Origin of the sequence: Gilliamella sp. wkB108 (assembly GCF_001690195.1) — a bacterium.
Taxonomy (GTDB): domain Bacteria; phylum Pseudomonadota; class Gammaproteobacteria; order Enterobacterales; family Orbaceae; genus Gilliamella; species Gilliamella apicola_L.
Window position 1 is genome coordinate 66,646 of the sequence record NZ_LZGM01000070.1, and the last position, 19,676, is coordinate 86,321.

General features: G+C 33.8%; 20 protein-coding genes. 2 read left to right on the top strand and 18 right to left on the bottom strand.

Annotated features, from left to right (window positions below; genetic code table 11):
• Positions 1-58: 58 nt before the first annotated feature.
• The 14 genes from A9G11_RS07085 to A9G11_RS14030 form a co-directional block, all read right to left on the bottom strand.
• Complete coding sequence (locus A9G11_RS07085; RefSeq protein ID WP_065618838.1) at positions 59-670, bottom strand: YiiX/YebB-like N1pC/P60 family cysteine hydrolase; 612 nt, start codon at positions 668-670, stop codon at positions 59-61.
• Between the two features lie 94 nt (positions 671-764).
• Positions 765-1,184, bottom strand: a complete 420-nt coding sequence (locus tag A9G11_RS07090) for a DUF4878 domain-containing protein (protein WP_065618840.1) — start codon at positions 1,182-1,184, stop codon at positions 765-767.
• 372 nt (positions 1,185-1,556) lie between these two features.
• The gene (gene truC, locus A9G11_RS07095; RefSeq protein WP_065618842.1) at positions 1,557-2,264 is read right to left on the bottom strand and encodes a tRNA pseudouridine(65) synthase TruC; all 708 of its coding nucleotides are present in this window, start codon (positions 2,262-2,264) and stop codon (positions 1,557-1,559) included.
• A 20-nt stretch (positions 2,265-2,284) separates the two neighbouring features.
• Complete coding sequence (locus tag A9G11_RS07100; protein WP_065618844.1) at positions 2,285-3,103, bottom strand: pyridoxal phosphatase; 819 nt, start codon at positions 3,101-3,103, stop codon at positions 2,285-2,287.
• Positions 3,104-3,202: 99 nt separating this feature from the next.
• Positions 3,203-3,808 carry a recombination mediator RecR gene (recR, locus tag A9G11_RS07105; protein ID WP_065618846.1) on the bottom strand — a complete coding sequence of 202 codons (606 nt, stop codon included), beginning with the start codon at positions 3,806-3,808 and terminating at the stop codon, positions 3,203-3,205.
• A 140-nt stretch (positions 3,809-3,948) separates the two neighbouring features.
• Positions 3,949-4,554, bottom strand: a complete 606-nt coding sequence (gene plsY / locus A9G11_RS07110) for a glycerol-3-phosphate 1-O-acyltransferase PlsY (RefSeq protein ID WP_065618847.1) — start codon at positions 4,552-4,554, stop codon at positions 3,949-3,951.
• 170 nt (positions 4,555-4,724) lie between these two features.
• A complete protein-coding gene (gene uvrA, locus A9G11_RS07115; RefSeq protein ID WP_141674372.1) occupies positions 4,725-7,565 on the bottom strand; it encodes an excinuclease ABC subunit UvrA in 2,841 nt (946 codons plus the stop codon).
• Between the two features lie 334 nt (positions 7,566-7,899).
• A complete protein-coding gene (locus tag A9G11_RS07120; RefSeq protein WP_065618850.1) occupies positions 7,900-8,835 on the bottom strand; it encodes a sugar kinase in 936 nt (311 codons plus the stop codon).
• 26 nt (positions 8,836-8,861) lie between these two features.
• Positions 8,862-9,332: a YhcH/YjgK/YiaL family protein gene (locus A9G11_RS07125; protein WP_065618852.1), complete on the bottom strand. Its 471-nt coding sequence runs from the start codon at positions 9,330-9,332 to the stop codon at positions 8,862-8,864.
• 335 nt (positions 9,333-9,667) lie between these two features.
• Positions 9,668-9,979, bottom strand: coding sequence for a hypothetical protein (locus A9G11_RS07130; RefSeq protein ID WP_065618854.1), 312 nt, complete (start codon positions 9,977-9,979; stop codon positions 9,668-9,670).
• A gap of 102 nt (positions 9,980-10,081) precedes the next feature.
• A complete protein-coding gene (locus A9G11_RS14785) occupies positions 10,082-10,279 on the bottom strand; it encodes an Arm DNA-binding domain-containing protein (RefSeq protein ID WP_081298466.1) in 198 nt (65 codons plus the stop codon).
• A 756-nt stretch (positions 10,280-11,035) separates the two neighbouring features.
• Positions 11,036-13,405, bottom strand: a complete 2,370-nt coding sequence (locus A9G11_RS07140) for a primase-helicase zinc-binding domain-containing protein (RefSeq protein ID WP_065618858.1) — start codon at positions 13,403-13,405, stop codon at positions 11,036-11,038.
• Between the two features lie 10 nt (positions 13,406-13,415).
• On the bottom strand, positions 13,416-13,790 hold the full coding sequence (locus tag A9G11_RS07145) for a hypothetical protein (protein ID WP_065618860.1): 375 nt from the start codon (positions 13,788-13,790) through the stop codon (positions 13,416-13,418).
• A gap of 1 nt (position 13,791) precedes the next feature.
• Complete coding sequence (locus A9G11_RS14030; RefSeq protein WP_081298459.1) at positions 13,792-14,133, bottom strand: hypothetical protein; 342 nt, start codon at positions 14,131-14,133, stop codon at positions 13,792-13,794.
• Between the two features lie 193 nt (positions 14,134-14,326).
• On the opposite strand from A9G11_RS14030, the gene A9G11_RS14035 reads away from it, so the two are divergent.
• On the top strand, positions 14,327-14,485 hold the full coding sequence (locus A9G11_RS14035) for a YlcI/YnfO family protein (protein WP_081298460.1): 159 nt from the start codon (positions 14,327-14,329) through the stop codon (positions 14,483-14,485).
• A 403-nt stretch (positions 14,486-14,888) separates the two neighbouring features.
• On the opposite strand, the gene A9G11_RS07155 is transcribed toward A9G11_RS14035, so the two are convergent.
• The 3 genes from A9G11_RS07155 to A9G11_RS07165 all read right to left on the bottom strand — a co-directional run bounded on the left by A9G11_RS07155 (position 14,889) and on the right by A9G11_RS07165 (position 18,629).
• The gene (locus A9G11_RS07155) at positions 14,889-15,089 is read right to left on the bottom strand and encodes a helix-turn-helix transcriptional regulator (RefSeq protein ID WP_065618863.1); all 201 of its coding nucleotides are present in this window, start codon (positions 15,087-15,089) and stop codon (positions 14,889-14,891) included.
• Positions 15,090-15,474: 385 nt separating this feature from the next.
• A complete protein-coding gene (locus tag A9G11_RS07160; protein WP_065618865.1) occupies positions 15,475-16,116 on the bottom strand; it encodes a hypothetical protein in 642 nt (213 codons plus the stop codon).
• A 1,262-nt stretch (positions 16,117-17,378) separates the two neighbouring features.
• Positions 17,379-18,629, bottom strand: a complete 1,251-nt coding sequence (locus tag A9G11_RS07165) for an integrase domain-containing protein (RefSeq protein WP_065618868.1) — start codon at positions 18,627-18,629, stop codon at positions 17,379-17,381.
• Between the two features lie 415 nt (positions 18,630-19,044).
• On the opposite strand from A9G11_RS07165, the gene A9G11_RS14185 reads away from it, so the two are divergent.
• Entirely contained in the window at positions 19,045-19,308 is a 264-nt protein-coding gene (locus tag A9G11_RS14185; protein WP_218056080.1) for a hypothetical protein, read from the top strand.
• On the opposite strand, the gene A9G11_RS07170 is transcribed toward A9G11_RS14185, so the two are convergent.
• Complete coding sequence (locus A9G11_RS07170; protein WP_065618870.1) at positions 19,283-19,675, bottom strand: tail fiber assembly protein; 393 nt, start codon at positions 19,673-19,675, stop codon at positions 19,283-19,285. The genes A9G11_RS14185 and A9G11_RS07170 overlap by 26 nt on opposite strands.
• Position 19,676: the final 1 nt, after the last annotated feature.

Below are 19,676 nucleotides of genomic sequence, written 5' to 3' on the forward strand. Positions count from 1 at the left end.
AAAATATGTTGCTTTGATCTACTAATAATTATCTAACCAAATAAAAAATAGCGGATAACTATTCAGTAGCTGGATATCGATAGATCCAAGTAATATCGCTATGCTCCGCAAATGCATTAGGGAATAGATAATCTCCACTGACTAATGGAAAATCCACATATTGCCATTGGACATTAAAATCGGGTTGATACTTAATAATGGCATCAGCAAGTAACGTTGTACAATATAAGTGATTTCTATCACGAGAAGACAATATAAAAGGAGCGCCTTGTTGAGAGAGCAAATCTTCAACAATTTGTTGTTTTTGATTCACTGATAAAAAATTTGGTCTAGCAATAGCATATTTTTCAGCTAATTGAGGGCTAATAAATTCGGCTAAAGTGGAAACGATGACTTGATTGGGACGATTATGATCATCATCAGTTGTGGCATGAATAATCTTAATATCAGGTTCAACGGCAATAATCATACCTATATGAGAAAAATCACCTGCACCAACCTGATTGACAACTAAACTATCTATTTGTACACCTTTACGAAAGATCCAGTCTCCTACTTTAACTAAATTACTGTATTTAGCAATTTCAACCGGTGAATTAGGAGATTGTTCCGCAAATGAAAAATGGACAAAAAGAGCAAGTAATAGACAAAAATAACGGCAATATTTCATAAATAAATTTTTATCAGGTAATAATTAAAGAGGGTAAATAATCTTACCCTCTTTAAAAAGATTTATCAGCATTAGCTAATAAATGAAGATTTTATTAAAAGCTAACTAACCATTTTCCATCAACTTTAACTAATGACATATCACCTTCATTTTTAGTGCCATCTTTAAAAATCATTGCAACTTTAGTTTTAGCTGCAGTTTTATTATCATTAATATATTCAGCTGGTGAACATTCAACTTTATCTAATCCACCATGTGAATTAGCTTCTTCTACAGCTTTATCCACGATAGTTGCGAATTTACTTTTAAGAAGATCTTTGACATTAACTAAATTATCTTTTTGTTCTTCTTTCGGTATATAAATCATGGAAATTACGGTATCCATGTCTTTGTCATACATCGCTTTGGTAAATTTTTCAGCCGCTTTCTCAGGTGTACTACTATTATCTTGTGAACAAGCAGTTACTACTAATGCTAATAAAAACACACTAATATATTTAATTACTAATTTCATTATTTATTTCCATAATTGATTTAATTTATATGAACACTTAAAAATCTTTCTAAGTTGAAGTCAATAAGACATGAGCATAAGAAAGAAGTAGAAATAATACTCTGTAATAAAATAATTGCCAAGAGACTTTGTAAAATTATTGAAAATTACTATGATTAATTCAGAAAAAAATGTCATCTCGTTAAATAAAACTACAATCGACTAAAAAACAAACCATATCAACACAAAATTAGATAAATAATAAACTTATAGTTACAGACATTAATGACAACTATTTGCGACAGTTTCTAAGCTAATTTTAATAAAACAAGATCGATATAAAAAATTAAAAATAATTTTGAAATAAAGTCATAATTAAACGACTTAGTCTAGTTATTCAAAATTCTTCAAGATCTCTTGCCAATTTTGATCTAACTTAGCATGAATAGTGATCGCTTTTTTATTGATAGGATGTGTGATTTTAAGTTTTGTAGCATGCAGCATCAGGCGTTTAAGATTAAAATAATCAGCAAATGCACGATTTTGATGAAGATCCCCATGTTTGCTATCCCCAATAATAGGGTGAAAAATATGTTTCATATGGCGCCTGAGTTGATGTTTACGCCCGGTTTGTGGTTTTAATTCAACTAAACTATATCTAGCGGTATCAAATTTACCTACTTTAATTGGAACTTCAATTTTACTTATGCCTCGATAAAGGGTTATCGCTTCTTGAGCTGGTTTATTTTGATTTGCAAATTTATCCGCCACTTTATCTAACTCTTCAACTAACGGATAATTAATCACACTCTCATCATTTACATAACCACGTACTATTGCATAATAAGTTTTTTCGATCTGTTTTCCGGCAAACTGTTCAGATAACAAACGAGCTGTATCACTGGATAAAGCAAACAATAATACTCCTGAGGTCGGACGATCTAAGCGATGAACAGGAAACACATGTTGACCAATCTGGTCACGTAGAGTTTGCATGATCACCACTTTTTCATTTTTATCTAACCAACTACGATGCACCAACCAGCCTGAAGGCTTGTTAATCGCAATTAAGTCATTATCTTGATAGAGAATTTCAAACACAATTTAACTTTAAAAATAGATTATAAAAATAGTTTTTCAAGTTCAGTTGCGATACTCGCACTATTATTATCGCCAATAGCATAATTAGCTTGCGCTTTTACTTCATCATCGGCATTTCCCATTGCAATACCAAGTCCAGCAATGGTTAACATACTGATATCATTATAGCTATCACCAAAAGCAACTATTTCATTTAATCCGATCTGTTCATGTTCAGCCCAATGTTTTAAGCCATTGCCTTTGGTATTTCCTTTAATTGCAACATCAGCACGATTAGACCAAGACCATTCGCACGAAAATTCATTTTCGGCATCAACCGCATCAGCAAATTGGTGTAACGTTGTTAAATCGTGACTACTGGTAGCAAATTTAAATATAGCATTAGCTTCATCAATAACTTTTTCAAAACTATCTACTTTTTTGATTTCTGGCTGTAAGAATTTCGGTAAACTAGCTACCCATTTAAAAAATCCTGCGAGGTGATCATCAAGTACCTCATATGTCATTATCTTATCAGTATAAATGAGTGTATGAATTCCATATTGGTTAACCATTTTTAGCAGTTTTCTTGCTTGAGATTTGCTCATAGGTTTAGCCGCAAAAGATTGTTGCTTAGTAAAATCATACAAATACGAACCATTACAGCATATTACCGGTGTTGATAGTTTGAGCTGATAATAATAGGGGTGGATCACGGTATGATGACGTCCTGATACTAAAATGACTTTCACACCTTTGGCCGTGATTTTCTCAATCATATTTACTGTTTCAGGCAAAATTAGGCGATTGCTATCCAATAATGTACCATCCATATCAAAAGCGACAGCTTTATACTTCATATGATTCCTCTTTATAACTTGTCAATATTAATAAAAATTCATTTTTTAAAATAACTTAATCCCACAAACGAAGATCGGTTGCTGTATTAATCATTAAAGCTAAAATTCAATTTTTTGTCGTCCAACAAACGAATGTGATAATGTGGTTCCATCAACCATTTCAAGTTCACCACCTACCGGAACTCCATGAGCGATGCGTGTAGCTATCACATTAAATTCAGCACACATCTGGGCAATATAATTAGCGGTAGCATCGCCTTCTACGGTTGGATTAGTAGCTAGAATAACTTCATTTATGGATTCACTGGCCAGTTTAGTTTTAAGGACATCAAGACCTATCTCATTTGGACCAATACCGTCTAATGGTGAAAGATGTCCAAGAAGCACGAAATAACGCCCACTATACTGCCCTGTTTGCTCGATAGCCACAATATCTGCTGGTGTTTCAACAATACAAAGTTGACCACTTGCCTGACGGCGCACATTGGCACAAATGGTACAAATTTCCTGTTCGGTAAAAGTACGACATTGTTTACAGTGACCTATGTTACTCATCGCTTCATTTAGAATATGAGCTAATTTGATACCACCTTGACGATTACGTTGTAATAAGTGAAAGGCCATGCGTTGTGCTGATTTTGGTCCTACTCCCGGCAAACAACGTAATGCTTCCATAAATGATTCTAATAATGGGCTAATTTGCATGGATTTGTTGGTTTATCAATAATAATTTTAATTGTTGTTAATAATAACGCGTTTCAAGCATCTATAAAATAAGAATTACGCTATTGGTATAATTTAATTATATTTAATTTTGTAAATAAATTTTAGCAATGCTATATGTTTTAGTCTATTTTATCGCTTTTTCGGCTTAGACTTTTGGGTTCTTCACCTTTTAATAAACGCATGATATTACTGCTATGGCGAATAATAATTAGACATGAAAGCATAGCAACAGGTAACGTAAGTTCGGGTCTAAATAGCCAGACATAAAATGGTGCTAACAAAAATCCCACAATTGCAGCAACAGATGAATAACCTGTTATCAGTAATACCAAAAACCACGTCAAAATAAAACAACCCGTAAAATCAAGTCCAATTGGCATCATCATTCCTAATGCCGTCGCCACACCTTTGCCACCGCGAAAATGAAAAAAACAGGGAAAAATGTGACCAAGACAAGCTGCAATACCAATAATACCAAGAAAGAAAGGAGAGATTCCTAACCGATAAGCGATATAAACAGGAATTGCCCCTTTAAGCATATCAAAAAGTAATACTATTATTGCAGGTAGTTTACCATTAATACGTAAGACATTAGTAGCACCGGGATTGTGTGAACCATGTTTATAAGGGTTGGGTAGCTGCATGATATGACTGACAATCATTGCCCCAGAAAGTGAACCACAAAGATAGGCGATGATTATCATCATCACAATATGTAATGTCAAAATAACCTCCCCTTACAGAGTGTTGTTACTTTCCGCTCAATATTTTTTAAACTGTTTACAAAGTATCACTTAACAATTTAAATGCCACCTTTTTTGATATTGAGAATTAAATAGAAAGAAGTTGGGTATTACTTCCCAACTGTTAATCTTTCGACAGTAAAAGCCATATACTAGTTCGCTTTTTGTTTCTCTAATATCGGTTTTAAATATTGTCCTGTGTATGATTTTTTCGATTTCACTACTTCTTCTGGTGTACCTTCGGCAATAATCTCACCCCCACCATTACCGCCTTCCGGACCTAAGTCAACAATCCAATCGGCTGTTTTTATGACATCTAAATTATGTTCAATAACAACAATCGTATTACCTTTGTCCCGAAGTGAGTGTAATTGGGCTAGCAATTGTTTTACATCAGCAAAGTGTAAACCGGTAGTAGGTTCATCTAAAATATACAAAGTACTACCAGTATCACGCTTAGATAACTCTTTTGCAAGTTTTACACGTTGTGCTTCACCACCAGATAATGTAGTTGCTGATTGTCCAATCGTAATATAAGAAAGACCAACATCGATCAGCGTTTGTAATTTTCGTGCGATCATAGGTACAGCATCGAAAAACTCTCTTCCTTCTTCAACTGTCATATTTAAAATTTCGTTGATTGATTTACCTTTGTATTTAATTTCGAGCGTTTCACGATTATAACGCGCACCGTGGCACTGATCACAAGGGACATATATATCCGGTAAAAAGTGCATCTCGACTTTAATTAAACCATCACCTTGGCAAGCTTCGCAACGGCCACCTTTAACATTAAAACTAAATCGACCTGGATTGTAACCTCTAGCTCTTGATTCAGGCACACCTGCATAAAGTTCGCGTATAGAAGTAAAAAAACCAGTATAAGTTGCAGGATTTGAACGTGGAGTTCGCCCAATTGGACTCTGATCTATCGCAATCACTTTATCAAAGAAATTCAGACCTTCAATAGCTCGGTAAGGTGCGATATCGCTTTTTTCAGCGCCATTTAACTCATTTTGAGCTAATGGGTAAAGCGTATCATTAATCAGTGTTGATTTACCCGAACCAGACACACCAGTAATACATGTAAACAAGCCAACTGGTATATTTAATGTAACATCTTTAAGATTATTACCTGTTGCACCTATTAATGATAGCATGCGTTTTTTATCAATTTTAGTTCTGGTTTGAGGGATATCAATTTTTTCTTTACCCGATAAATATTGACCGGTCAATGAGGTTTTACACGCCATAATCTGTTTCGGCGTTCCTTGTGCTACGATCTCACCACCATGTACGCCGGCACCCGGTCCAATATCAATAACGTAATCTGCCGCCATAATCGCTTCTTCATCATGTTCAACCACAATGACGGTATTACCTAAATCGCGCAGATGAGTTAAAGTATCAATCAAACGACTGTTATCACGTTGATGTAAGCCAATGGAAGGTTCATCTAGCACATACATTACACCAACTAAACCTGCACCAATTTGGCTAGCTAGTCGAATGCGTTGCGCTTCACCTCCGGAAAGTGTCTCTGCAGATCGGGAAAGCGTTAAATAGTTAAGTCCTACATTAATCAAGAATTGTAATCGATCGTTGATCTCTTTTAAGATTTTTTCGGCTATTTGCGCTCGTTGACCAGTTAACGCCAATTTATCAAAGAAATCTTTCGCTTGTTGTGTACTTAAATTACTAATTGTTGGTAGATTTGTATCATTAATAAACACATGCCTTGCATTTGTACATAATCGAGATCCATGACAAGTTGGACAAGGACGATTGCTAATAAATTTGGCAAGCTCTTCGCGTACTGTTTGTGACTCTGTTTCTTTATAACGACGAGTTAAATTATTAACAATCCCTTCAAACGGATGTTTACGTTTAACTACATCACCGCGATCATTGGTATAAACAAACTCAACTTCTGTATTACCAGAACCATTTAATAAGATATCTTTTATTTTTTCAGGTAATTTTTCATAGGGTTTATCAATATCAAATTTATAGTGATCAGCTAATGATTTTAACATTTGAAAATAATAAAAATTTCGACGATCCCAACCTTTAATCGCGCCTGCTGCCAATGATACCTCAGGCATTAGCACAATACGCTTAGGATCAAAATATTGCTGCACACCCAATCCATCACACTCTGGGCAAGCGCCTGCTGGATTATTAAATGAAAATAATCGTGGTTCTAATTCAGAAATACTATATCCACAAATTGGACAAGCAAAATTAGCAGAAAATAGTTGTTCTTCTGCATTAGGATCATCTAAATTGGCTACTTTGATAATACCATTTGTGATAGCCAGTGCTGTTTCAATCGATTCTGCCAATCGTAATTTAAGATCATCACGTATACGGAAACGGTCAACAACTACCTCAATGGTATGTTTTTTTTGTAATTCCAATGTTGGTGGATCTGAAAGATCATAAACATCTCCATCAACTCTCACCCGAATATAACCGCTAGCCGCTAACTGTTCAAACAGTTTTACAAACTCACCTTTACGCTCAGTAACAACTGGTGCTAAGAGCATATAACGGTTTTCGGTAGGTAATGCCATAATACTATCTACCATTTGAGATACCGTTTGCGCCGCTAATGGTAAATTATGATTTGGACAACGAGGTTCACCAATCCGAGCAAAAAGCAGACGTAAATAGTCATAAATTTCGGTAATTGTTCCAACCGTCGAACGAGGATTATGTGATGTTGATTTTTGTTCAATTGAAATCGCTGGAGATAAGCCTTCAATATGATCAACATCTGGTTTTTCCATCAGTGATAAAAACTGACGTGCATAGGCTGACAGAGACTCTACATAACGTCGTTGGCCTTCGGCATAAAGGGTATCAAATGCTAATGAAGACTTCCCTGAACCCGAAAGCCCAGTGATCACAACTAACTTGTCTCGAGGAATAATCACATTAATATTTTTTAGATTGTGCGTTCTCGCACCACGAATATCGATATCTTTAATTGACATGAATCTCTTCTTAAGTATGTTTTTTAGGCAAATTGAATAACAAATTAACTGTATATTATACCAGTATTAATAATTGAAATACACTCTTAAATATCTGAGTATGTTTCCTTATCGGTTTTATATTGAAACATACCCTTAACCTGAAACTTTTTTACAAAAACAACTTTGAAATTAAGATTATTTTTTCTTTTTTAGTTATAACTAAAAAAGATAATCATCTTGATAATCTGATGAAGCTAATATATATGGGTAAGAATTTTAAAAATTAAAAAAAATAATTTGCTGATTAACAACGGCCATCACTATCGACCGTTGTTATCAAATAAAATTAAGCAATTAATTTAGGTGTAGCATCTAAAGGAATAATTGCACCACGGTATTGTATAATCGTACCAGCAACTAGATGTCCTTGCAAAGCGGATTGTTCAGGATTTTTACCACTCAATCTTGCACCTAAATAACCTGCACTAAAAGAGTCGCCTGCCGCTGTCGTATCAACAATTTTCTCTTTGGCAATTTTATTTGCTGGAACATCAAAACGTCCTTCAATTGATTCAATAATACAGCTATCACTTCCTCGTTTGATGACAATCTCGCTTACTCCAAACTTTTTAGTTCGTTCTATTACTTGTTCATAAGGTAACTTACCCCATAACAGATCTTCATCATCTAAGGTTAAAAATGCGATGTCGGTATAGGCAAGAATATCGGCATAAACACTACGAGCTAAATCAAAACTGCTCCATAGACGTGGACGGAAATTATTGTCAAAAATAACTTTACCACCATTAGCTTTCACTTTTTTCAGTAAATCTAACAATTTAAGAATACTTTCCGCATCAAGTATTGCAATACTAATTCCACTTAAATAAACGTAATCAAACTGGGCTATTTGTTGAACAATACTATCTGTTTGTGCGGTTTTTAACCAAAATTTCGCAGCAGCATCATTACGCCAATAATAAAATGAACGTTCTCCTTGTTCATCGGTTACTATTGAATAAAGTCCGGGCATCTTATCAGACATTGTTTGCACAAGATCCGTTTGAATATTTTCATTGTGCCAGCTATTAATCATCTCTTGACTAAATGGGTCTGTACCTAATCCTGTCACATAATGAATCGAAAAATCTTTATTTTTTAATAAACGTGATAAATAAACCGAAGTATTAAGGGTATCACCACCAAAACTACGTGTTGTTGAATCTGGTTTAATTGATAGTTCAATCATACATTCGCCGATAACAGCGATTTTTGTTGTCATGTTGTTACCTATGATCCTTGCTTTAATTATAAATAATCCAATGCGATTTTTACCACAACTTTGCGAACAGTTGCAATCTTATTGTCAATAGCACAAAGAGGCTTATGAACTTCATTAGGTAAAAATACAATAAAATCGTTCGCTTGTAATACTAACATCGTCTCTTCATCTGGTGTCTGAACAAAAGCAATATCATTCTCAGCAAGTTTATCGTCTAACATTTTAGTATGTGGAGGCAAAGTACTCAAAGCCATTCCCTCTTTTCCGTCTAAAACAATTTGTACATCAATATACTTTGCATGATACTCAGGATTGGCTTGTTCAATGAAACGAGAGGTACTGTCTGATACCATAAAATACATGTTATCACCGTCAATTTCATAACGACCAACTGGAGTATTGCTATTAACATTATCTTTTACATATTCAATTGACTGTTTTATTTTGGCTGGCAAATAAGGGACTAATCCTAAATGATTAATATTACCTATAATCATACTAAATGATCCTTAATATATTAGTTAATGCGATTCATAAAAATTATATTGTTCCCAACTAAACTTGGAGTTAAGAGAACCAAATAAATTTGCAAAGAGTATATACTTAAGTAAGGATTTTTTGTAGATCAATTATTAATAAGTTAACAAACAAATAGAATAATTCTAATATGAAAGCTATTTTAAAGAGAATAGTAGATTTTGGTTTATTGATAATAGGTGTTGTAAAGTTAATTAATTTTTTCTTATCATTACAATCAATTAAATTAAATAGCAAAATTACTTTATTGAAAACTATAGAAACACTGAAAAACTGCAAAAAAAACTAAATTAGATTATTTTAAAAGAATTTCAGGTGTAGCTTCACCGGTTTGAATATTAAGTCCGTATTGTCCCCCATCCCATCTATATGCCTTATATTCATCTTGAATTTTATAAATATTCATAAAACTATCACCAAATCGATCGTTTTTCGAAAATACACGCCATATGACTTGCCCTATATTGTTAATAAAAAAAATATTTCTTGACGCTTTTAGAGGATCTTTATTAAAAATACGATTAAAACCATCAATCAAAACTAATTGGCAATTATTATCGATTTTTATTATTTGCAAGGCTATTTGAGTATCAATATAATCTATCATTAAAAACTCATATTATAAAAAATAGTCAGCTTTAATTTATATCAATAATTGATATTGCATTCAATTTGAATTTCATTCATCTAATTCAAGTTATTAATAATATCAATCAATAGAAACCTTTTCATTATTTATTCTATATTTTATTAATTGTACTTTGACAAATAGCTGATACTTCGGCAAGGAGCAGGGATCTATGCCTTGCTTAATTAATTCGCGTGCTTCGTCACGTTGTTTTCGCGCTTGTTGTAGTGATGTTTCTGGATATTTACCGAAAGATAATAATGTCTCTTTATTCGATATGAGTTTTTTATATTTAAATCGCCATAATTTAGCTCCCGACGATTTGACTTACAAAAAAAGACACCCACCGTCAAAATACTTTTTATCCTTACCATTGGCTTTTAATGCTTTTATTTGTGCATCAGTCAAAGGGGTAGTTTTAATAGCCGTTTTTCACCTTTGGAGGGATCTAATTATAAAGGGACTTTATCGCCCCCCCAAAATATACCCCCATTATTTTTGGTTGTAAATGTACCTTACAGATGCTTGCAGAATAGTAAAATAGACTTTAAGCCTTGTTTATACTGGTTTTGATGTGCTTTAAAGGATTTTAAAGAATATTACTGAATATTGAATTGGTGCAGTGGTCGGACTTGAAAAGCATTGCTTAATTCCTTTTTGAAATTGTGTTTTTTGTTTTTTATAATTTATTCGTATAACTAAACGTATAACTAAAACAAAAAATTACCCCATAAATTAGATATTATTATCCTGACACACAAAAGCATAAAAATTAAAAAAATTGGGTTAGCGTTAAAATGAAAGGAAGTGGATGGTTTGGATGACTAAAATCTGTAGAAATTGACCCTCCCCCCATAAAAATAAAATTTTATAAAAAAGTGTTCACGGTGTTCACTATTTCTTTTAAGCCTTATTTTAAAAGGCTTTAGACGGTGAACACTTTAGGATTTACTATTCACAAGTGTTCACTTTAGGTGTTCACTAAATAAAAAACCGCTCAAATTAAGCGGTTTATATGATAACAAATAATAACAACTAGCTAGGTTCTTCTGCTCTTGGTAGCCAATCCTGACTAGTATAGGTATTAATCTCTACGTTTGTCCTCATTCCTTTATTTGATCTTTTACGGATATAATTTTTACCGTTTTCTTTCATTGCATAATTAAGTGATGTACCAAATTGTGTGAGCGATAAAGGGTTGTTTAAGCCTGTATTGCGTATATATTCAATATAAGCATGATACAAATATCTTCTTGGGTTAAAGGGGGTGATCCCCAAACCTCCCATAAACATCCCATTAGGATAATCAAGGGCATCAAGATAACTACAAAAATCGACTAGATGATCAGATTCGCGTTTAATAGCGGTTGCTTCCTCTGACTGTTGTTGCTTGTGTAGTCTTTCTTTTGCTTCTATAGGATTAGTAAACTCATTTAATAGTAATCTGACAATAGAGGGGAGTTCTTGCTCTATTTTGCTGACCAAATTTAAATCTCGCTCTTTTTCAGGGATAACCTCGCCAAAGTGAAAGATTACTCTGCGCCGAGATATACCGCCGTTACGCTCGTTAAATCGCATTGCTTCGTTATTTATTACCAATACCACAGCAGGGATTTTACAGGAATAGGGTTGCTTGTGTTTTGGGTCTATTGCGACTTCATCACCACCGGTAATTGCTTTTAAACCTGCACCACTGCCCATGTAGCGCGGTTGGTCGGGTAATATAACCAATGAATACCCCACGATTAAGGCTCTATCTCTTGCCTTCTCTAAAGAGTCCATTGTGCCTATTACGGTATTACTTTTACCAGATAACATGGTCGCGATTTCAGCAAACACACTTTTACCGCTACCGCCTGCGCCTGTAACTTCTAGGAACAATTGCCAGTCATGTCGATTGGCTAATATCATATATAGCGAAGCAAGGATATTTTTAGCTTTATCCTGATTACCTGATACTCTTTTTAGCCATTTAGTAAAATTCGGGGCGTGAGTTTCAAAAGATTCATTTTCCTTGGCAGGGTAGTAATCAATATTGTTATTGACTAATAGCCAATCTTGTTTATTGTGTGGTCTAAAGGTTTGGCTTTTTAGCTCATATACCCCATTTCTAAAGCAGATTAAATCTTTTTTAGGTATTCCCATTATGGGCAGTGATAGCCTGAGCGATTCAACCGCCGAGCTTATCCTTAAGGGGTTAAATGGTTCGCCTGATTGGGTAAATAAATCGGCTAACGTTCGCATTAACACTTTATCGCTGATAGGTTGCCATACATTATCTTGATAGTGATAGATTTCATCTGTTCTTAGGTTAATCGCGAGATTATTACCGTAATATTGTTTTAACAGGTCAGCCCGTTGACTGGATGCCATTTGCGATAAGTTCATGGTGGATAAATCTTTTTGCATGTTATGGTTTGTTATGATTTGTAGCTCAGGTTTTATAAGGTTTGCATTAAATGAAGCTGAGGTTTTCTCAAGTCCAAATTGTTGCCTGTAATCGTCCCAATCGGCTTTGAAATCCGTTTCAGGTATCGAGTAATAGCCATTGATTGCTTGAGCTGTTTCTATCGCTTTTTCTTTCCCTGTGTTTTTGTCATTACCTATATCATTATCACCTGCAATGATGATTTTAGCGGTAGGATTGATTTCACGAACAGCCTTAGCTACATGAATAAGATTACCTGCGTCAATGGCTGATATAACAATAGACCGATAGCGGAATTCCGCTATCGATATCCCTGTGGCTAAGCCCTCACAGATAATAATCTCATTATGTGAGCGCAATTTTGCACATACTTCCGCAGGTCTGCTCAAAATTGAGCCGACTAAAATAAAAGCTCCTTTTTTATTTGAGCCTTTCATTAAATGCTTACTGCCGTCTGATTCAATAAACTGTGCGCCTGCGTATTCATTATGAAGATTCAGCATAGGCGCAAAAATGCGCCCGTTATCCAGTAAAGGTAAATCAAAGGTTAACCCTTTCTTGGTGAGGTATTCAGATTGCCCTAATGATGTTTTAGAGAGTAAATATTCGACTTTTTTACATACGTGATTTTCTGGTATGTTGTTATTATGCAACTGTTCAGAATCTATCTTTTTAAATATGGTTTTTTCTCGTATTTGGTTGCTCTGATTAGATAAATTTAGGCATTCCGTCACTTTGATTGATGCTTCTTTAGCACTACAATTAAAATAGTTCTTAATCAGCTCTAAGCCGTCACCACTACCACATTGATTACAAATATAAGTACCTCGCCCATTTTGATTATCAAACCGAAATCTATCTTTACCACCACATATAGGACAAGCGCAATGCTTGCCACTACCCACTTCAATGCCTAATGAATAAAAGATATAGTCCCATTTATCTATTGCTTGGGCTGTAATTTCACTTATTTTCATTACATCCCCCTTAATGGATAGTCGAGCTTGATTCAGCTTTGATATCTATGACTAAATCAATAAATAATGATTCAAGCATTTCTCGCCCTGATTGTGTTAGCTCCATAGGTTTGTCATTACTTTCAAAGTACATTGCTTTTAACAGACCATAAGTGCGATTTAAGCCTTCACTCTCGCCGAAGTCTTCAATCAAACAATCTTTAAGACTGACCTTTAACCCTAACACAACTAAATCCCTGTCTATATCAATCTTAATACCGTCATGAATAAATACCTTTGCACCGTTTTTATTAATCTGCTCAATTAAAAATAAGCCTGCTATAATCGCCATGGTTGAATCAACTATACTATGGTGAATTGCGTTTACTTCTTGTTTATAGTTCATATTATTCAACTACCTTATTGCTACGTTCAGCATCTAATTGATTAATTTGATTCAAAGCAAAATAAGCTACATCCTTTAATTGCGTTAATAAGTAGCCTATATCACGCATATCATTTTTTAGGTTTTGCTCTGTATAATCCTCACTCTCACAAGCCCAGTACATTAAATTACCAATCGCGCCAACTCCCCATAAAATAGATTGCTGTAGTTCTTCAAAATGATTCTTTGCTTGCAATAAGTAACAGGTTGGAATATTCGACTTATAGAGATTTAAGACAGAAATTAAATTAGATAGGTCAAGTTGCCCATTTTCAGGGCGTAAGGTATCATTACTATTAGCCATAGCATTACTCCGTTTAATGTTTGTGGTTAGATAGCCTATTGAGGTGCGAACTCTTTGGGCTATCGATTTTATTAATATTTTAAATATTAATGTGTCCGCACAATATATTTTATTTTGTCCGTACATGTCAACACTATTTTTATTCTTTATTTTCGTGTATATTGTCCGCACTAATGATATTTGAATAATTAATATGGCTAACGAAACAAGTAAATCAAAACGTAAAGATATCCGCTTCCCCCACGACTTAATAGAGCAAATAGATGAACAAGCTAAAAAAGAGAATACTAACTTCTCTGCTTGGGTTATTGCTACTTGTCGCGAAAAGCTAGCTAAATTAGATAAGAAATAGTCTTTTAACTTAATACCACTGATTGGTGGTATTTGTTTTATTCTTGCTCCATGTTCTTTTTTTATTATTCCTTTAAATTCCTTATTTTCCTTTTTTATATCGTTCAAAAAACTACTTTTGAAATTCAACCCCATGCAATGAATTTTAAAGGACATGCGCGCGCGCATAGTGACCACCGAAAAATCTTGCCTAACGTGTCGGAAAATTAAATAAGTTACGAAAAAGTAGCTATTTGACTGGCTATTGATATCAATAAAATCTTCATTGCTGACCAAGAAGAAAGATTTCAACCTCTGGATAGCCTTAATCTTACCGTAATGGACTGTTAAGCGATTATTTAGGGTTTGGATAGATTGCCCTATTACTAGGGCGTTAAAATGGTTTAAATTGGCTTGTAAGATCATTATGCCGCCTCGCGACGTTCAACTTTGCGAGATTCAAGCCAAGAATAAATCTCATCAGCTCGATAGCCAACACGGCGCAATCCTATTCTAATTTTCTGGGGAAAGGTTTCGTCTTTCCGTTCTAGCGTATAAAGACTAGTGTCACTTTTGAAGTGAAGTAAGGCTTTTACTTCTTTTTTGGATAGAATTTGATTGGTCATTAGTTATCTCCTTAATTTATCAGTATTTGACACTATATTACTGTATAAATACTTAGTACTCCATTGAGATAGGAATTACTTTAAAACGCTTTTAATTCCGTTAAAACCATGCATATTCCGCCAATAATTAACCCAGTGAGAATACCAATAAAAACAAGCTATTAAATGTATAATGTTAGAATATATCCTGATTTCTTAGATGCATGACGAGTCTTTCATTATCATTCTTTTGTATATTTTTATATCTTTTTGCATAATTTAAGACACAATACAGATAAATAAGATAATCTAGATATATAAAATATGTTTATTTTCAATAAAATAGATGATAATGGAAAAGAAAGACCAACGGATTAGAAGTCAATTGGTCATTTGAGTTGAAGTGCTAATCGAGTGTATAAGAAAGAGCTATTTTTGCTTTTTCATAAAATGAAGATTTGGACAATCCATCTAAACTCAAATTATGAGTTTTTGCTAAGTCCTTAATTTCTTTTTTTATTGTAGCTATATTAGGATTATCGACGGTACCATAAGCATTACCTTGTTTTTTGGCTAATAGTTTTAATAACATGCCTGTCATTTTATAGATATTTATCTGCTCTTCATCTTTCTTATATTGCCCTCGTTGGCTTTTAGAAAAATCATAACCAGTCTGCAGTAATTCCTGCCCTCCCAAATAGAACAAAATATTTTTCCATTCTTTGGGGTATATTTTAGTTATTCGATAAACAGCTTCTTCCGTCCTTTTTCTAATTGGTTCGGGAGTTTCATCTTTATCAATTAGAGGATAAGCTAAAGCATACATAATGTCACTATCAATATATGAATTATATCTATCTGGATGCCTATTTAAGCAACGTTTTATCTGATTTTTATATGAATTAAAATCATCTTTGATATCTACTGGAATCTCTTTGATTTTCTTATTAGGATCAACAGAACATAGAATTAAAGCCAATTCATTAATTGATAAGACAGGGAATTTTGCTGCTTGTTCAAATATCCCTAATTTTGCAAAACCAACCATACGCCCCTCACGCCCCTAATAGATATTTGCGCCAATTCGCTAGGGTTGCGAATGTTCGGGGATCAGCCTAGACGCAAATAATACTTTAATATACAGTTAGCTACATTATAACACTGTATTTATATACATTGAATAAATTATGTTAATATTACAAAGTAAAAAACAATACTTAAGGATAATTAAATGAGAAAATTTGTAAAAAATAGCAATCAATATTTGAGCCGTCGGGCTGCTTCAAAACATCAAGCGCGCTTATCAGCAAGGTAATGAATAGCCATTTATTGGGCTTTGAAATTCAACCCCATGAAAGAGAGTATAATAATGAGTCGTCTTCATTATGAAGATGACTGACCTTTAAACCTTTGCAATCAAGGAATGATTTACTTAAGCAATGGCTTCGATTAGTATCCATTATTTTAAAGCCTTTTAACTGGATACCTGAGTGGATACCTATTTTTATTGTGAATAGTAGTTTTGAAAAACAAACCCCATGTAAGCAATATTTAGTTCGCATTTATTAAGTATGTTTTCCGTGCGTACCTTTGTGCGTACCAAATCATCAGACTTAATTTTATGAACTGACAAAATTATAATTCTAATCAGTTTAGATGTAGTTATGTTAATTAAAAGTATTATTTGTAAAAACACCCCATGCAATCAAAGTAATTATATTGCTTCTAACGTGTCCGAAAATTCTTCAAGCCAAGTAAGGAGGGGGTTGTAAATTTCTACAACTCTAATCTTTCTACACCGCTCACCCTCATTTTTGTGCAAAACCGCGAATTGAAATAATTTTTTTTAGAATTCATTTATTCATTACCACCATATTAATAAGTATTTAATCGTCCTTTGTAATATTAAGATCGCCTTAAAATATAACTTATTGATTAATAACAGTAGTGATTTCATGGTGTTTAATAATATCTATATAAATCAAGTTGATAACTACGGGATCAAGATTATATTTAAATGTGAATAGTAGTGAACACTAGTGAATACTAGTGAACACAAAAAAATATATATAATAAGCATATAATACATTGATATATATTAATTAATTTGAAAGAGTGAATACCAGTGAACACTTTTAATGAAAAGTTTAGAATAATGGGGGGGGGGTAAGTATAAAAAAAACAGTTTAATAACTGGCATATGTAAAGGGTGATATTTGAAAAAGTACCCCTCACATTTGAGGAGTGGATCTTATTAATAATTGAAAGCGTAACTCAAATATGAGGCACGATATTTATAGCGCGGTGTAGTTATTGATTGACTATTTTTAAGTTACGGTTACCGGATAATGAGACATTTCCTTGGCTTGCTTGCTCTACAAAATCACCCCACCAATCAAGCATAATGCGCCGTTGTTCTAAATAGGTAGCGCGGTTATAGGCTCGTCTTACGCTATTAGTATCGACGTGAGCAAGTGCCGCTTCAATAATATTAGGGTCAAAGCCTTGATCATTTAATATAGTACTTGCCAAAGCCCTTAATCCATGTGCGACTAACTTGCCTTTGTAACCCATGCGCTTAATTGCCATATTTGCTGTACTGCTATTCATTGGCGCGGTATATGGTGGTTTCATGCTTGGGAATATATGCTCTCTATGCCCACTTATAGGCTTCATGATTGATAATATCGCCATAGCTTGCTTATTGAGCGTGATAGTATGCTCTCGTCTCATTTTCATTTTTTCGGCAGGAATAATCCATAAGCAATTATCAAAATCAATTTCCTGCCATTTAGCTCCTACTGCTTCACTTGGACGTGTCATGGTTAATAATTGCCATTCAATAGCACAACGCGTCCGCAATTCGATTCTAGCTATAGCAAGAGTTTGCATAAACTGCGGTAATTCAGTTGGATTAATGGTTGGTTGATTTTTTACTTTTGGGCTGTTAAATACGTCAGTGATTTTAGCTAGAGGATTATTATCGATAATACCCATATTGACAGCATAATACATTATTTCATTGATTCTCCTGCAAACTCTCTTCACTGTCTCATATTTATTATTGTTATTTAATGGTTGTAATGCATTAATAGTTTTAATAGCTGTTACTTGATTTATGGGAATATTTTTTATATAAGGGAAAACATGAATTTCTAATGACCGCCAAGCCTTTTTTAAAGTTTTTTCTTCTAATCCTTGTTCTGTTTTGAATTTAAACCACCGTTCAGCCATGGAATAGAATGTATTGCCGATTGCTTCTTGCTTAAGTTGTTCTTGTTCCGCTTTATGTTCTTGGGGATCTATGCCTTGCTTAATTAATTCGCGTGCTTCGTCACGTTGTTTTCGCGCTTGTTGTAGTGAAACTTCGGGATAACTACCAAAGCTAATTAATGAGCGGATTTTATTTATAGGACGATAATAGTTAAACCGCCATATCTTAGAGCCATTAGATTTAACTAAAAGATATAAGCCGTTGCCGTCTGATAAAGAGTAATCCTTATTCTGTGGCTTGGTTGTTCTTATTTGAGTGTCTGTTAATGGGGTAGTTATACGTGCCATAGTTATACGATTTTTAGTTAGATGTTATCCGTATAACTAAGCATATAACTAAAAAATCTGATTGTAAATGTGCATTACAGATGCTTACAGAATAGTAAAACAGGCTTTAAGCCTTGCTTTTACTAGATTTTATGTATTTTAAAGGGTTTTAAAGAATATTACTGAATATTGAATTGGTGCCAGTGGTCGGACTCGAACCGACACGCTTTTAAGGGCGGCGGATTTTGAATCCGAACTAATCTTATTATAAATCATATAATTACAAAAAACACTTGGAATATACAGTATTTTTTATTCATTTTTTCTTTTTTAAATATCAATAAGTTATTGATTTTAATTCTTACAAATTCTAACACTTTTTGCGACCCACTTCCCAAAAATCCACTTCAAATTTCACATCACAAAATATTAGTTTATGATGAATAAAAAACTAATTACCTCTAACATGATCACAATAAACTACACAATACCAATCTATATCAGAATGACGCCTGACGATTACGAAATCGAATTATCAGGCGAGTGCTATATCATCAATAGTGACGACGATCACAATTATGTATTCTATCAAACACAGAAAACGCTATATGATATTGCTGATTTTGTGATGTTAGATGATGCGGTAGAGTATGTGAAATTGAAAATTGATAGTATTATTCGGGCTTTTCTGGGAATGTAACATTAATAACTGATGTATCAACCCGAGTGAGTAAAATACGGTACGTCTTCCACTGTTTTAGCTGCTCTGCCTCGTTTGATTCGATCATACCCAAATCTATAACGTCCTGTAAAATAGATATTTTTTTATTAGCTGCATTTATTAACTGTTGTTGCTCTAATTTATTCGATGCAATAATTTCATCAGCCGTTAGTACGTACTCAATAGCTACTGGATGGCCGTTTTTGTCTGGCTGTATAACTAGCCCTGCAGATTGTTTTTGCAGTAATTGAGCATAGCATTCGTTAGTAATTTCGACTGCGTCAGCTGGAATATCATTAAATTCTGAAATATAAAAACCATTAGTTTGTGCATTATAGAAAATCATT